This window comes from Streptomyces sp. NRRL S-455 (assembly GCF_000717875.1).
In the GTDB taxonomy this organism is placed as follows: domain Bacteria; phylum Actinomycetota; class Actinomycetes; order Streptomycetales; family Streptomycetaceae; genus Streptomyces.
In genome coordinates this window covers 337,808-352,966 of record NZ_JOCT01000001.1, presented here as the reverse complement: position 1 = coordinate 352,966, position 15,159 = coordinate 337,808, and the positions used below count along the sequence as shown (strand labels likewise).

Annotated in this window: 10 protein-coding genes; 6 read left to right on the top strand and 4 right to left on the bottom strand. The window is 72.1% G+C overall.

The genetic code is table 11. The features are described 5' to 3' along the window. Both IE97_RS0101500 and IE97_RS0101495 read right to left on the bottom strand, forming a co-directional pair. A complete protein-coding gene (locus IE97_RS0101500) occupies positions 1 to 1,782 on the bottom strand; it encodes an ABC transporter ATP-binding protein (RefSeq protein WP_030147328.1) in 1,782 nt (593 codons plus the stop codon). Beyond that, entirely contained in the window at positions 1,779 to 3,584 is a 1,806-nt protein-coding gene (locus tag IE97_RS0101495) for an ABC transporter transmembrane domain-containing protein (protein ID WP_030147327.1), read from the bottom strand. Before IE97_RS0101495 ends, IE97_RS0101500 begins: the two co-directional genes overlap by 4 nt. 221 nt (positions 3,585 to 3,805) lie before the next feature. Between IE97_RS0101495 and IE97_RS0101490 the strand changes: the two genes are divergently transcribed. Both IE97_RS0101490 and IE97_RS0101485 read left to right on the top strand, forming a co-directional pair. After that, on the top strand, positions 3,806 to 5,389 hold the full coding sequence (locus IE97_RS0101490; RefSeq protein ID WP_030147326.1) for a peptide-N4-asparagine amidase: 1,584 nt from the start codon (positions 3,806 to 3,808) through the stop codon (positions 5,387 to 5,389). Between the two features lie 175 nt (positions 5,390 to 5,564). Next, positions 5,565 to 6,986, top strand: coding sequence for a cation:dicarboxylate symporter family transporter (locus IE97_RS0101485; RefSeq protein WP_030147325.1), 1,422 nt, complete (start codon positions 5,565 to 5,567; stop codon positions 6,984 to 6,986). A gap of 93 nt (positions 6,987 to 7,079) precedes the next feature. On the opposite strand, the gene IE97_RS0101480 is transcribed toward IE97_RS0101485, so the two are convergent. Further along, a complete protein-coding gene (locus tag IE97_RS0101480) occupies positions 7,080 to 7,529 on the bottom strand; it encodes a MarR family winged helix-turn-helix transcriptional regulator (RefSeq protein WP_030147324.1) in 450 nt (149 codons plus the stop codon). 106 nt (positions 7,530 to 7,635) lie between these two features. Here IE97_RS0101480 and IE97_RS0101475 point away from each other — a divergent pair, with 106 nt between their 5' ends. Together IE97_RS0101475 and mltG are read left to right on the top strand one after the other, a co-directional pair. Next, the gene (locus tag IE97_RS0101475) at positions 7,636 to 9,438 is read left to right on the top strand and encodes an ABC transporter ATP-binding protein (RefSeq protein WP_030147323.1); all 1,803 of its coding nucleotides are present in this window, start codon (positions 7,636 to 7,638) and stop codon (positions 9,436 to 9,438) included. Between the two features lie 43 nt (positions 9,439 to 9,481). Beyond that, positions 9,482 to 10,324 carry an endolytic transglycosylase MltG gene (mltG, locus tag IE97_RS0101470; protein WP_030147322.1) on the top strand — a complete coding sequence of 281 codons (843 nt, stop codon included), beginning with the start codon at positions 9,482 to 9,484 and terminating at the stop codon, positions 10,322 to 10,324. A gap of 94 nt (positions 10,325 to 10,418) precedes the next feature. Here the strand turns inward: mltG and IE97_RS0101465 are convergent, their stop codons facing one another. Further along, complete coding sequence (locus IE97_RS0101465; RefSeq protein WP_030147321.1) at positions 10,419 to 11,495, bottom strand: NAD(P)-binding domain-containing protein; 1,077 nt, start codon at positions 11,493 to 11,495, stop codon at positions 10,419 to 10,421. A 59-nt stretch (positions 11,496 to 11,554) separates the two neighbouring features. On the opposite strand from IE97_RS0101465, the gene IE97_RS0101460 reads away from it, so the two are divergent. After that, on the top strand, positions 11,555 to 11,977 hold the full coding sequence (locus IE97_RS0101460) for a secondary thiamine-phosphate synthase enzyme YjbQ (protein ID WP_030147320.1): 423 nt from the start codon (positions 11,555 to 11,557) through the stop codon (positions 11,975 to 11,977). 184 nt (positions 11,978 to 12,161) lie between these two features. Further along, positions 12,162 to 15,068 (top strand): SpoIIE family protein phosphatase, encoded by a 2,907-nt coding sequence (locus IE97_RS0101455; RefSeq protein ID WP_030147319.1) that lies wholly within the window; start codon positions 12,162 to 12,164, stop codon positions 15,066 to 15,068. Positions 15,069 to 15,159 lie beyond the last annotated feature (91 nt).

Genomic DNA, 15,159 nt, shown 5'->3' with positions numbered 1-15,159 from the left:
TCACCCGTGCCAGGACCGCCACAACGCCGCGTACGCCCCGTCCGCCGCGACCAGCTCCTCGTGGCTGCCCAGCTCACTGATCCTGCCGCTCTCGACGACGGCGATGACGTCCGCGTCGTGGGCGGTGTGCAGCCGGTGGGCGATGGCGACGACGGTGCGGCCGTCGAGGACCTTGGCGAGGGAGCGTTCCAGGTGGCGGGCGGCGCGCGGGTCGAGCAGGGACGTCGCCTCGTCCAGGACCAGTGTGTGCGGGTCGGCCAGCACCAGGCGGGCGAGCGCGATCTGCTGGGCCTGCGCGGGCGTGAGCGCCAGGCCGCCCGAGCCGACCTCCGTGTCCAGGCCGTCGTCGAGGGCACGGGCCCAGCCGTCCGCGTCGACCGCGCCCAGCGCCGCCCACAGCTCGGCGTCGACCGCGCTGGTCCGGGCGAGCCGGAGGTTGTCGCGCAGAGAGCCGACGAAGACATGGTGTTCCTGGTTGACCAGGGCCACGTGCTCACGGACCCGCTCCGCCGGCATCCGGGACAGCTCGGCGCTGCCCAGGGTGATCCGGCCCTCCCGGGGCGCGTAGATCCCGGCGAGCAGCCGGCCCAGCGTCGACTTGCCCGCACCCGAGGGGCCGACCAGGGCCAGCCGGGTGCCGGGGGCGACCTCCAGGGACACCTCGCGCAGGACGTCCACCCCCTCCAGGTAGCCGAAGCGCACCCGGTCGGCGTGGACACGGCGCCCGTCGGGGGCCACCGAGGAGTCACCGGCGTCAGGCTCGATGTCCCGGACACCGACCAGCCGGCCCAGTGACACCTGGGCGACCTGCAGTTCGTCGTACCAGCGCAGGATCATGCCCACCGGGTCGACGAGCATCTGGGCGATCAGCGCGCCCGTGGTGAGCTGGCCGACGTCGATCCACCCTCGGAGGGCGAACACCCCGCCGATCAGCAGGACCGAGGCCAGCACGGTCACGTGGGTCACGTTGATGACCGGGAACAGCACCGACCGCAGCCACAGCGTGTAGCGCTCCCAGGCCGTCCATTCCCTGATCCGGCGTTCGGACAGTGCCACCCGGCGGTCGCCGAGACGGTGGGCCTCGACGGTGCGCCCGGCGTCCACCGTCTCGGCGAGCGCCGCGGCCACGGCGGCGTACCCGGCGGCCTCCGAGCGGTAGGCGGCCGGCGCCCGCCGGAAGTACCAGCGGCAGCCGACGATCAGCAGCGGCAGGGCGACCAGGACGGCGAGCGCCAGTGGCGGTGCCGTGACGACGAGACCGCCCATCAGAAGTGCCACCCACACCACACCGATCGACAGCTGCGGCACGGCCTCACGCATGGCGTTGGCCAGCCGGTCGACGTCCGTCGTGATCCGCGACAGCAGGTCGCCGGTCCCGGCCCGCTCCAGCACGCCGGGAGGCAGTCCGACCGACCGGACGAGGAAGTCCTCGCGCAGGTCGGCCAGCATCCGCTCGCCCAGCATCGCGCCGCGCAGCCGCACCTGACGCACGAACACCGCCTGGACGGCCAGCGCCGCCACGAAGAGCCCCGCGGTGAGTTCCAGACGCAGGTCCCGCGCCCCGTCGGACACCCGCTCCACGAGTCCGCCCAGCAGCCACGGACCGGCCATCGAGGCGACGACCGCGACCGTGTTGACGCCGACGAGCAGCAGGAACGCCCGGCGGTGCCGGCGCAGCAGTTCGGCCACGTAGGCACGGACGGTCGAAGGGGCGCCGACCGGCAGGGTGTTCGCGGCCGTCGGGGCCGCCGGGTCGTAGGCCGGGGGAGCGACGCCGATCATGCCTTCTCCTCGATCTCTTCCAGTTCCTGCAGTACGTCGTTCAGGGCGACCGAGCCGTTCAGTGCGGCCTCGTCGTCCGTCTCGCGTGTGACCACCGCCCGGTAGCGCGGTTCGGTGTGCACCAGCTCGCGGTGCGTGCCGGCCGCCGTGACCTCGCCGTCGTGCAGGAACACGACCCGGTCGGCTCGGTCCAGCAGCAGTGGGGAGGACGTGAACACCACGGTCGTGCGCCCCGCGCGCAGTTCCCGCACGCCCTGGGCGATCCGTGCCTCGGTGTGCGAGTCGACGGCCGAGGTCGGCTCGTCCAGGACGAGCACCTCGGGGTCCGTGATCAGCGACCGGGCCAGCGCCAGCCGCTGACGCTGACCGCCGGACAGGGACCGGCCGCGTTCGGTGATCCGGGCGTCCATGGGGTCGACGGCGTCCAGCGAGCCCTGCACCAGTGCCGCCAGCACGTCGTCGCACTGTGCGGCGGCCAGCGCCGACCGCGGCTCGACAGCGCCCGACGCGGGCACGTCCAGCAGCTCGCGCAGCGTCCCGGAGAGCAGCACCGGGTCCTTGTCCTGGACCAGGACGGCCGTGCGGGCGCTGTCCAGCGGGAGCTCGTCGAGCGGCACGCCGCCCAGCAGCACCGAGGTGCCCTGCTGCGGCGGGTGGCCGCCCAGCCGCTCCGCCAGCCGTCCGGCCGCGTCCGGGTCGCCGCACACCACCGCGGTCAGCCGGCCGGCGCTCGCGAGCAGTCCGGTGTCCGGGTCGTACAGGTCTCCGGAGGGGACGCGGGCCGGGCGGGACCCGGCGGTGTCCGTCGCCCGGTCCAGCGACAGCACCCGCGCGGCGCGCTTCGCCGAGGGCCGGGAGAAGGAGTACGCCATCGCGATCTCCTCGAAGTGCCGCAGCGGATAGGTCAGGACCATCACCGAGCTGTAGACGGTGACCAGTTCGCCGACGGTGACCCGGCCCTGGCGTGCCAGGTGCACGCCGTACCAGACGACGGCGATGAGGAGCAGTCCCGGCAGCAGGACCTGGATCGCGGAGATCAGGGACCACATCCGGGCGCTGCGCACGGCGGCGTGGCGGACCTCCTGGGAGGCATGGCGGTAGCGCTCCAGGAACAGTTCCTCACCGCCGATGCCGCGCAGCACGCGCAGCCCCGCGACGGTGTCCGAGGCGAGTTCGGTGGCGCGTCCGGCCTTCTCGCGCTGGATGTCGGCGCGCCGGGTAGCGCGGGGGAGCAGGGGCAGCACGGCGAGCGCCAGCACGGGCAGGCCCGCGGCGACGACCACGCCGAGCGCCGGCTGGTAGACGAGCAGGCCGACACAGACCAGCACGAGGGTGACCAGGGCCGCGGTGAACCGCGAGAAGGCCTCCACGAACCAGCCGATCTTCTCGACGTCGCCCGTGGAGACGGAGACGACCTCCCCGGCCGCGACGCGCCGGGTCAGCGCCGAGCCCAACTGGGCGGCCTTACGGGCGAGGAGCTGCTGGACCCGGGCGGCCGCCGTGATCCAGTTGGTGATGGCGGTGCGGTGCAGGAAGGTGTCGCCGACCGCGTTGCCGGCGCAGGCCAGCGCCAGCAGTCCGCCCGCCAGGGCGAGCCGGGAGCCGGACCGGTCGACGACGGCCTGTACGGCGACACCGACGCAGAACGGCAGCGCGGCGACGGAGGCGAAGTGCAGCAGCCCCCAGGCCAGCGACTTGAGCTGCCCGCTCAACTGGTTCCGGAAGAGCCACCACAGGAGTCGGGGCCCCGAACGCGCGTCCGGCACGCCCGGGTCGGGGTAGGGAAGGTCTTGAATCTGCATGACGTCCCAAGTGGCTCGTGTCAGGGGGATGGAGGTTCGGCCGATGGCAGACGGAGGTGCGGCCGTAGCAGCAAACCGTGAAAGGTTCGCGTCGGCGCGTGGTCTGAGGCAACCGGTTTTCCGTTCACCGACCGGAACCGGCCGACGGGGGCGGGAACAGGGCTGCCTCGACGGGCTGGTGCTCATTGCGGAGGTGGCCGGGACCCCGTAGAACACCGCCCATGAACAGACGGATCGTCATGTCCATGCTTGTCGGAGCGACGCTCCTGGCGAGCTCCCTCCTCGGAACCGGTCCGGCCCGTGCGGCCGACGTCCCCGCCGAGTTCGGCACCGACTGGCACGACCCGGTCACGGCCGCCCCGCCCGTCGAGAGGCCGTCCGGAAAGTCCTGCGAAGTCACCGTCGCCCGGGCCCGGTTCCGCGACTTCACCCCGTACCGCGGTACGTACGCCCCGCCCGAGGGCTGCGGCGAGCGCTGGAGCAAGGTCGTGCTGCGGCTCGACGGCACAGTCAAGGGCCGGCAGTACGACCGGCTCGGCTACCTCCACGTCGGCGGCGTCGAGGTCTTCCGCACCTCGACGCCGCAGCCCTCGCCCGACGGCATCGAGTGGTCCGTGGAGAAGGACGTCACGCGCTACAGCGACACCTTCCGCGGCCGCCAGGACGTCGAGATGCTCATCGGGAACGTCGTCGACGACACCTACACGGGCGTCCTCGACGTCACAGTGACGTTGACGTTCTACCGGGGACGGCCCGACGGCGAGGCCCCCGACCGGGTCCTCACCCTCGACGGCGGCTCGAACCTCACCACCCCGCGCAACAGCGAGCGCGTCCTGGCCGAGGTGTACGCCACGGGCTCCGGCGGCGGCTGCGAGGAGTACTGGTACCTGACGGTGCCCGATCCGGTGCCGTACTCCTGCAAGGCGGGCCAGGGGCCCTACCGTGAGGTGCGGATCAGCGTGGACGGCCGCCTCGCGGGCATCGCCACGCCGTTCCCGACCGTGTGGACGGGCGGCTGGTCCAACCCGTTCCTCTGGTACGTGATACCGGGCCCGCGCGCCTTCGACATCAAGCCGATCACCTACGACCTCACGCCCTTCGCGGGGGTCCTCAACGACGGCCGGCCGCACCGCGTCGAGGTCTCGGTCGTCGGCGTCCCCGAAGGGCAGACCGGCTGGAGCACGCCCGTGAACGTCCTTGTCTGGCAGGACGAGCGGCGTGAGCGGGTCACCGGGAAGCTCACGGCGCACAGAGCGGGCGACCTGGTCAACTCCTCGTCGTATACGCCTGGTTCGAGCCATCGAGTGGACACCGAGGGCGCCAACCGGCTCACGGTCGCCGGATATGTGGACACCTCGCACGGCCGGGTCACGACCACCGTCAGCCGCTCGCTCACCCACGCCTCGGCGCACCGCTGGACCGACGGTGAGACGAGCGACGAGCTGGAAGCGGCCTGGAGCGACGACGAGTCGGTGACCGTCGACGGCCTCACCACCCGCACGCGGCGGACCTACACGATGGACGGCACGACCACCCTCGGGGCGGGCGACCGGCTGCGTACCGTACTGACTCTCGGCGACCGCGCCACGACCGTCGAACGGCGTGGCGCGCGGCGCCTCGCGTGGTCCCGGCTCGACGACACCTACACGGGCGACGCGACGTACACGGCGAACGTCCCCCGGGACCAGCGGCACGCGGTCGGCATTGCGAGTGAGCGCTACCGGGTGTACGGCACCCAGGGCTGTCATGACCGCACGGTGACGACCGAGCAGGGCGTGCTCACTCGGGTTCGCGACCGTTGCTGAGGTGAGCAGTGTGGTTGGTGTGACATGCGTCACTTAGGCCGCTTTTACCTGGCCGAAACGTCGCGGTGTTGTGCGCGATCAGGACAGCCTCCATGGTGTACGGCTACGGAAGCTTCTTTCCGTATCGCAGAAGTCCCCTCCGGCTTCTGTGCGCTCCGTCCCCCTAGGAGGCCCCGTGCCACCGTCCGTACCGTCCCCGCCGCGGCGCGTCGCACGCACCCTGCGTACCTCTCTCTTCGCGCAGGTCCTCTGCGCGCTGGTCCTCGGCATCGTCGTCGGGAAGCTGTGGCCGGACACGGCCACGGCTCTCCAGCCGCTCGGCGACGGTTTCACCCGGCTCATCAAGACGGTGATCTCGCCCCTGGTGTTCTGCGTGGTCGTCGTCGGCATCGCCAAGGCCGGTGATCTGAAGGCCTTCGGCCGGATCGGGGTGAAGGCCCTCATCTGGTTCGAGGTCGCCTCGACCGCCGCCCTGGTCATCGGTCTCGTCGCCGCCAACGTCGTCGGGCCCGGCCGGGGCATGAACGTCGACCCCTCGTCGCTGGACGCCGCCGCGGTGGACCAGACGACGGGCGGCGGCACACTGCCCTCCACGACGGAGTTCGTCCTCAACGCGCTGCCCGAGAGTTTCGTCGGCGCCTTCGCGGAGAACGAGCTGCTCCAGGTTCTCGTCCTGGCCTGCCTGGTGGGCGCCGCCCTGCTGCACCTCGGACACACCAGGGTGCCGAAGATCCTGCCCGCCATCGACCAGGCCCAGGAAGTGATCTTCGCGGTCGTCGGGTTCATCATGCGGCTGGCTCCGCTCGCCGTGTTCGGCGCGATGGCCCACCTGGTGGGCAACTACGGCCTCGGCGTGATGAAGACGTACGCCAAACTCATCGTGCTCTGCTACGTGGCCGCCGCGTTGTTCATCGTGCTGCTCGCCGTCGCCCTGCGGTTGGTCACCGGGCTCAGCCTGTGGAAGTTCCTGCGCTACATCCGCGAGGAGATGCTGCTCGCGCTCGGCACCGCGTCCACCGAGTCCGTCATGCCGCGTGTGATGCAGAAGCTGCGCCGGGCCGGTGCCCGCGACGACGCCGTGGGCCTGGTGCTGCCCACCGGCTACTCCTTCAACCTCGATGGTGCCTCGCTCTACCTGTCCATCGGCACGCTGTTCATCGCCCAGGCCGTCGGCGTGGACCTGAGCCTGGGGCAGCAGGTCACCGTGGTCCTGGTCCTGATGCTGACCAGCAAGGGCATGGCGGGCATCCCCGGTTCGGCGTTCCTCGCCCTGGCCGCGACCGCCTCGTCCCTGGGCGCCATTCCGGCGGGAGCCGTCGCCCTGCTGCTCGGCGTGGACCGCATCATGGACTCGATGCGTGTCGTCACGAACCTCCTCGGCAACTGCGTCGCGGTCTTCGCGGTGTCGCGCTGGGAGGGCGCCCTGGACACGGAGCGGGCGAAGAAGACGCTCGACGGGCAGGACACGGCTCCGCCGGACGACGGCGAGGACGGTGGTGACGCCGACACCCGCGCGGTCGCGCCGACCGCGACCGCGAGCCCGGCACCGGGCATCCCCGCGCAGAAGGCCAAGGAGCCCGCCCCCGAGGTGGGTTGACCGAAGGCCGGACGGGCCGCGCCACCGCTTCAGCAGGACCAGCGGTGGCGCGGCCCGTTTCGTGCGCCGGGGTCGTCGGCGGCCGTCCGGCCCTCAGCAGCCCCGCACCGGTGCCCCGTCGATCAGAGTGTCGAGCAGCCCCCCGAGCGCCGCACGCTGATCCTCCGTCAGCGGCGCCAGGATCTCCTCCGCGGCCGACCTGCGCGCCGCACGCAGCTCCCGCAGCGCGCCCCGGCCGTCGTCCGTGAGCTCGATGCGGATCACCCGCCGGTTCGCCGGGTCCGGGACCCGCCGCACCTTGCCGCTCGCCTCCAGCCCGTCGACCAGCGTCGTGACGGCCCGCGGCACCACCTCCAGGCGCTCGGCCAGATCGGCCATGCGCGGCGGTGAGCCCCAGTGCGCGAGGGTGCGCAGCAGCCGGGACTGGGCCGGCGTGATGCCGAGGTCGCGATGCTCCAGGTGGCGCTTCTGGATGCGGTGCACCCGGCGGGTGAGCCGCAGCAACTGCTCGGCGAGCAGGCCGTCGGGGTCGGGGGTGGTCATGCGGGAACAATATCAGGATGTTGTTCATTGTGAATATAGGTAACAATGAGCTACGATCCGATCCGCGCCGGCACCCGCGGCGCCGTACCCGCTCTCGAAGGAGCCCATGCATCCCGATCACGAAGCCGCCTGGACGGCACCCGCCGACACCAAGGAACAGCCACGGCAGGTCCGCCGCATCCTCCGGCTCTTCCGCCCCTACCGGGGCCGCCTCGCGATCGTCGGCCTGCTCGTCGGCGCCTCGTCGCTGGTCTCCGTCGCCACGCCCTTCCTGCTGAAGGAGATCCTCGACGTCGCGATTCCCCAGGGGCGTACCGGCCTGCTCAGTCTGCTCGCCCTCGGCATGATCCTCAGCGCCGTCCTCACCAGCGTCTTCGGTGTGCTGCAGACCCTGATCTCCACGACCGTCGGCCAGCGCGTCATGCACGACCTGCGCACCGCCGTCTACGGCCGGCTCCAGCGGATGTCCCTCGCGTTCTTCACGCGCACTCGCACGGGCGAGGTGCAGTCCCGCATCGCCAACGACATCGGCGGTATGCAGGCCACCGTCACCTCCACCGCGACCTCCCTGGTCTCCAACCTCACCAGCGTGGTCGCCACGATCGTCGCGATGATCGCCCTCGACTGGCGCCTGACGGTCGTCTCGCTGCTGTTGCTGCCGGTGTTCGTGTGGATCAGCCGCCGCGTCGGCAATGAACGCCGGAAGATCACCACCCAGCGCCAGAAGCAGATGGCCGCCATGGCCGCCACGGTCACCGAGTCCCTCTCCGTCAGCGGCATCCTGCTCGGCCGCACCATGGGCCGCTCCGACTCGCTGACGAAGTCCTTCGCCGAGGAGTCCGAGGAACTCGTCGGGCTCGAGGTGCGCTCGAACATGGCCGGCCGGTGGCGCATGGCCGTCATCACCATCGTGATGGCCGCCCTGCCCGCCGTCATCTACTGGACCGCCGGCATGGCCCTCCAGCTGGGCGGCCCCGAGGTCTCCATCGGCACGATCGTCGCCTTCGTCTCGCTCCAGCAGGGCCTGTTCCGCCCGGCCGTGAGTCTGCTGTCGACCGGTGTGCAGATCCAGACCTCGCTCGCCCTCTTCCAGCGCATCTTCGAATACCTCGACCTGCCCGTCGACATCACCGAACCCCCGGACCCGGTCCGCCTCGACCGCGTCCGGGGCGAGGTCCGCTTCGAGCAGGTCTCCTTCGGCTACGACGACCAGGGCGGTCCCGTCCTGGACGGCATCGACCTCACCGTCCCGGCCGGCGGCAGCCTCGCCGTCGTCGGACCCACCGGCGCCGGCAAGTCCACGCTCGGCTACCTGGTGCCCCGCCTCTACGACGTGACCGGCGGCCGTGTCACGCTCGACGGGGTGGACGTCCGCGACCTCGACTTCGGCACCCTGGCGCGAGCGGTCGGCGTCGTCTCGCAGGAGACGTACCTCTTCCACGCCTCGGTCGCCGACAACCTGCGCTTCGCCAAGCCCGACGCCACGGACGAGGAGCTGTACCAGGCGGCCAGGGCGGCGCAGATCCACGACCACATCGTGTCCCTGCCGGACGGCTACGACACCGTCGTCGGTGAGCGGGGCCACCGCTTCTCCGGCGGTGAGAAGCAGCGCCTGGCCATCGCCCGCACCATTCTGCGCGACCCGCCGGTCCTCATCCTCGACGAGGCCACCAGCGCCCTGGACACCCGGACCGAGGCCGCCGTCCAGGAGGCGATCGACGCCCTGTCGGCCGACCGCACCACCCTCACCATCGCCCACCGGCTCTCCACCGTCCGGGGCGCCGATCAGATCGTGGTCCTCGACTCCGGGCGCGCGGTCGAACTCGGTACGCACGAGGAACTGCTGGAGCGGGACGGCCGGTACGCGGCACTCGTACGCCGGGACGCCCAACTGGAACCGACAAGATGAAAATATGCCAGGTTTATGACGATATGGGCGCTACCGTGCCCGCATGCAGAAGAACACTCCGCCACGGAGCACGATCCGACTGACTCGTCGGGGCCGTATCGCCCTGGTCGTGACCGCAGCCGTCGTCGTCGGCACCGCCGTGGCGGTGCCGCTGCTGATCCTGGGGCGCGAGAAGGGGGACGGCCGTCCCGCGACCCTGGTCATCCCGGAGGGCCGACGTGCGAGCCAGGTCTACGCCGCCGTCGACAAGGCCCTCGCGCTGCCCGCCGGCAGCACGAAGAAGTCGCTCGCGAAGGCGGCACTGAAGCTGCCGGGCGACGCCAAGGGCAACCCGGAGGGTTACCTCTTCCCGGCGACCTATCCGATTCCGGAGAAGACCACGCCGGAGAAGCTGCTGGCGCTGATGGTCGACACCGCGACCGAGAAGTTCAACGGCGCTCCCGTCGCCGCGGGGGCCCAGCGCAACGCCATGAACGTCTACCAGGCCGTCACCATCGCGAGCATCGTCCAGGCGGAGGCGGCCACCAGGGCCGACATGGGCAAGGTCGCCCGGGTCGTCTTCAACCGCCTCGAACGCGGCATGCCGCTCCAGATGGACTCCACCGTCAATTACGCCCTCGGCCGCTCCACCCGCCGCACCACGGAGAGCGACACCCGGATCGACAGCCCCTACAACACGTACCAGCGTATGGGCCTGCCGCCGACACCCATCGCCAACCCGGGCGAGGAGGCCGTGCGTGCCGCGATCAACCCGCCCCCCGGCGACTGGCTGTACTTCGTCACCGTGCGGCCGGGCGACACCCGCTTCACCGCGGACCAGGCCGAACACCAGCGCAATGTCGCGGAGTTCAACGCGCTGCGGAAGAAAGCGGGCGCCGCCACGTAGGGGCGCGGGGCTGTGACGGTACGCGGCTTCGCGCGTGAGCGCGCCCGGCTAGGGACGGCCCGCGGACGCCGGCCGAGGCCCCCCACCCCCGTCGTCACGCCGCGGCCGGCTCCCGAGCCAGCAGGCGCCTGATGTCCCGGACGGCCGCGCGGCCGGCCCGGTTGGCGCCGATGGTGCTGGCCGACGGCCCGTAGCCGACGAGGTGGATCCGGGGGTCGGCGGCCGCGTGCGTGCCCTCCATGCGGATGCCACCGCCGGGCTCCCGCAGCCGCAGGGGGGTGAGGTGGTCGATGGCGGCCCGGAAGCCGGTGGCCCACAGGATGACGTCCGCGTCGACGTGCCGGCCGTCGTTCCAGTCCACGCCGGTCGGCGTGATGCGGCCGAACATCGGCTGCCGGTCGAGCACCCCCTCCTCGATGCCCTGCCGGACCGCGTCGTTGAGGGGCAGCCCGGTGACCGAGACGACACTCCTCGGCGGCAGCCCCCGCCGCACCCGTTCCTCGACGAGCGCCACAGCCGTCCGGCCCGCGTTCTCGTCGAAGGGCCCCTCGCGGAAGACGGGCGGGCGCCGGGTCACCCAGGTGGTGGCCGCGGCGTACGGGGCGATCTCCAGCAGATGCTGCGTGCCCGAGGCGCCGCCACCCACCACGACGACCCGCTGCCCGGCGAACTCCTCCGGCCCGGGGTACTGCGCGGTGTGCAGCTGCCGCCCCCGGAAGGTCTCCTGGCCCGGATAGCGCGGCCAGAACGGCCGGTCCCACGTGCCGGTCGCGTTGATCAGCGCCCGCGTCGCCCACACCCCCTGCGAGGTCTCCACCAGCAGCCGCCCGCCGGACCCCTCGCGCACGGCCCGCACATCGACGGGGCGCCGCACCCGCAGGTCGAAGGCCCGCTCGTACCGGTCGAAGTAGCCACTGATCACCTCCGCGGACGACCGCGCCGGATCCGCGTCCGTCAGCTCCATGCCCGGCAGCGCGTGCATCCCGTGCACCTTGCCGTACGTCAGCGACGGCCAGCGGAACTGCCAGGCGCCACCCGGCCCGGGGGAGTGGTCCAGCACCACGAAGTCGCGGTCCGGCTCGAACCCGGACCGCCGCAGGTGATAGGCGCCGGCCAGACCCGCCTGACCGGCGCCGATGACGACTGCCTCGACCTCGCGCGTGGTGTTCACGCTTCTGCCAACCCTGCCGGGGGCGTGGATCTTCCCGGCGGGTACGTCACGATGGGGGCATGTCAGATGTCTTCACCACCCGAGTCCTGAACGTCACCACCGGTTCCACGGAGCAGGTCGTCGACATCACCCGCGACTGCGAGTCCTTCCTGCGTGAGGCCGCCGCCGACCGTGACGGCCTGCTCAACGTCTTCGTCCCGCACGCCACTGCCGGGATCGCCGTTCTCGAGACCGGCGCCGGCAGCGACGACGACCTCCTGGCCGCGCTGCACACCCTGCTGCCCGCCGACGACCGCTGGCAGCACCGGCACGGCAGCCCCGGCCACGGCCGCGACCACGTCCTGCCGGCCCTCGTCCCGCCCCACGCGACCCTGCCGGTGCTGGGCGGCCGGCTGGAGCTCGGGACGTGGCAGTCGGTGTGCCTGGTGGACACGAACAAGGACAATCCGCAGCGGAAGGTGCGGCTGAGTTTCCTGGGGTGACGCGGTCCGCCCGGGGGCGAGGGCGGTCCGACCCCGCCCGTCGTCCTCCCTGAACCCCGAACGGACCGGGCGTACCGTGACGCATGCCCGTAATGCCCGTATCCTCAACAATGCCAGATGCTCTTCCGGGGCAGCGGATGATTCCCGGGCAGCGGATGATTCCCGGGGGCAAGCGAGGCGAAGAGTGGTTCGGTCCGGCGAGGAACCCAAGCCTGCGGGGCGTGCGACGGGGCCCGCTCGCCTGCGTGAGCGGTTCCTCCAGGGCGAGCCGGTCGACCAGGGTGTACGCGCGTCCATCCTGAACTCCTGGCAGCGCTGCCGCTCCCTGGGCCTGTCGCCGGACCGGTCCGACCTGCCTCACACGGACGACTTCGACCCGGGCGGCCGTATTGTCCGCGCGGCCGTGCCGGTGCTCGACCGGCTCCAGATCACGTTCTCCGGCAGCCAGGTCAACATCTCGTTGGCCGACGCGAACGGCACGGTCCTGCTGCGCCGTTTCGGCGATGCGTCGATGACCGGCAGCCTCCCGGCGATCCAGGTCGTCCCGGGCTTCGTGTTCGCCGAACAGGTCGCCGGCACCAACGGCATCGGACTGGCCCTGGCGGAGCGGCAACTCATCCGCGTCTCCGGCGCCGAGCACTTCGCGGAACGCGCACAGGGCAACGCCTGCGTCGCGCTGCCCGTCCGCGACCCGCTCAGCGGACGTATCGAGGGCGTCCTCTGCTTCGGCTATCCGCGCAGTTTCGAGCAACCCGGCCTGGGGGTGGCGATCCGCCGGGCCGCCGAGAGCATCGAGCGGCGGCTGCTGGGGCAGAGCTCCGCGCACGAGCGTGCCCTGCTGCGGACGTACCTGGCCTCCGGGGCCGAGTCCGGCCTGTATCACGGCCTCCCCCTGGACGCGCTGGCCGACGCGTTTCGCCCCCGTGACCAGGCGATTCTGATGGACAAGGCCGCCGAACTGATCTCTCGCGCGCAGCGGGCCGCACTCGACGTGGCCCTGCCCGACGGCCGGCGCGTGACGCTGGTGAGCCGCCCCATGACGAGTGCCTCCGGAGTGCGTGGCTTCGCCGTCGAGGCCGTGCTGCACGGCTCCCCGGCGGGGGACGTGCTGCTCGGCACCCCGGCGGGGGAGCACCTCGTCCTGTCGCGGCAGGCGGACGAGCTGCCGGACCTCGCCGCGCTCGCGGCAGCCACACGGCCCGCCGGACCACGGCTCACCACGCCGACCGGCCGGTTGGCCGCCGTCCCGAGCCCGGCGATGGTGTCCGACGGTGACAGCGCTGCCGCGCTGTCCGGCGGCACGGGAACGGCCGACGGTGACCGGGCTGCCGCGGAGGCCGGTGGTGGCGGCGCGGACGCCCCGGCCGGCCCCCCTGAATCACCGTTCCCGGCCCGGGGACTCGTGATGGTGGGCGAACCGCACGTCGGGGCCTACGCCCTGGCCGCGCGACGGCGACTGGAACTGCTGTCCGAGGCCAGCGCCCGCATCGGCACCACCCTGGATGTACGCCGCACCGCCGGGGAACTGGCCGAGACGGCGGTCCCGCGCCTGGCCGACTACGTCACCATCGACCTGCCGGACGCCGTCCTGCGCGGTGAGGAGTCCGCCGACCCCCTCGCCGACCTGCGCCGTACGGTGGTCCACGGCGTCCGCGAGGGCCTGCCCTTCACCCCGCCAGGCAAGCGCACCGACTTCGGCCCGACCACACCCCAGCTGCGCAGTCTGACCAGCGGGGAGCCGGTGCTGGAACCGGACCTGGGCGCGGCCGCGGGCTGGCTCGCCCAGGATCCCGAGTACACCGGACGCCTGCTGTCCCACGTGCACTCCCTCATCGCGGTGCCGCTGGTCGCCCGCGGTGTCGTCCTGGGTATCGCCAGCTTCTACCGGTCCGGGAGCTCCTTCGGGGACGACGACTGTTCGCTCGCCCAGGAACTCGCCACGCGCGCCGCCCTGTCCATCGACAACGCCCGGCGCTACACCCACGAGCGCGGAATGGTCCTGGCCCTCCAGCGCAGACTCCTCCCGCACGGACTGCCCGACCAGGACGCCGTCGAGGTGGCCCACCGTTACCTGCCGGCCGAGTCCGACGTGGGCGGGGACTGGTACGACGTGATCCCCCTCTCCGGCGCCCGTGTCGGACTGCTCGTCGGCGACGTCGTCGGCCACGGCATGCTGTCCGCCGCCACCATGGGCCGGCTGCGCACCGCCTCACGCAGCTTCGCCGAGCTCGACTTTCCGCCGGACGAGGTCCTCACCCACCTGGACAACCTCGTGGGGCGCCTGGACCGGGAGGACCCCGACGGCAAGGGCGCCGGAGTCATTGGCGCGACCTGCCTGTACGCCATCTACGACCCGGCCGCGCAGCGATGCCTCATGGCCCGCGCCGGGCACCCGCCGCCCGCGCTCGTCCACCCCGACGGCACCGTGTCCTACCCCGACCTGCCCGCCGGGCCCCCGCTCGGCCTCGGTGGGCTGCCCTTCGACGCGGCCGAGGTCGACCTGCCCGAGGGCAGTCAGCTGGTCCTCTACACCGACGGGCTCATCGAGGACCGGCAGCGCGATGTCGACGTGGTGCTGGAGCAGCTGCGCGTGGCCCTGGCCCACCCGGAGCGCGCACCCGAGGAGACCTGCCAGGCGGTGCTGGACACCGTGGCACCCGTGCACCCGAACGACGACATCGCCCTGCTCGTCGCCCGCGTCCACGCCATGGACCCCGGCCGGATCGCCGCCTGGGAGCTGCCCGCCGACCCGGCGGTCGTCGCCGAGGTCCGGGCCTCCGCCATGCGGCGGCTGGCCGACTGGGGGCTCGACGAGACGGCCTTCGCCGCCGAACTCATCCTCAGCGAACTGATGACCAACGCCATCCGGCACGGTGCCGGCCCGGTCCGGGTGCGGCTGCTGTACGGCCGCACCCTGATATGCGAGGTCTCCGACACCAGCAACACCGCCCCCCATCTGCGCCGGGCGGCCAGCACCGACGAGGGTGGACGCGGCCTGTTCCTGGTCGCGCAGCTCTCGCAGAGCTGGGGCACGCGCTACCTCCCGGAAGGCAAGGTCATCTGGGCGGAATGCGGACTCGACGCGGCGTGATGCGTCCGCAGGCTCCGGACGTGTCCCCGGGCTCCTGACGCGTCCAGCGTTCCTTTGGTGTCACGGCGGACTGAAAGATGTCCGGAATGTT

Bases quoted from the DNA above. Each gene is read 5' to 3' on its own strand.
- IE97_RS0101500 (WP_030147328.1), bottom strand. From the start codon at position 1,782: ATGATCGGCGTCGCTCCCCCGGCCTACGACCCGGCGGCCCCGACGGCC.
- IE97_RS0101495 (WP_030147327.1), bottom strand. From the start codon at position 3,584: ATGCAGATTCAAGACCTTCCCTACCCCGACCCGGGCGTGCCGGACGCG.
- IE97_RS0101490 (WP_030147326.1), top strand. From the start codon at position 3,806: ATGAACAGACGGATCGTCATGTCCATGCTTGTCGGAGCGACGCTCCTG.
- IE97_RS0101480 (WP_030147324.1), bottom strand. From the start codon at position 7,529: ATGACCACCCCCGACCCCGACGGCCTGCTCGCCGAGCAGTTGCTGCGG.
- IE97_RS0101475 (WP_030147323.1), top strand. From the start codon at position 7,636: ATGCATCCCGATCACGAAGCCGCCTGGACGGCACCCGCCGACACCAAG.
- mltG (WP_030147322.1), top strand. From the start codon at position 9,482: ATGCAGAAGAACACTCCGCCACGGAGCACGATCCGACTGACTCGTCGG.
- IE97_RS0101460 (WP_030147320.1), top strand. From the start codon at position 11,555: ATGTCAGATGTCTTCACCACCCGAGTCCTGAACGTCACCACCGGTTCC.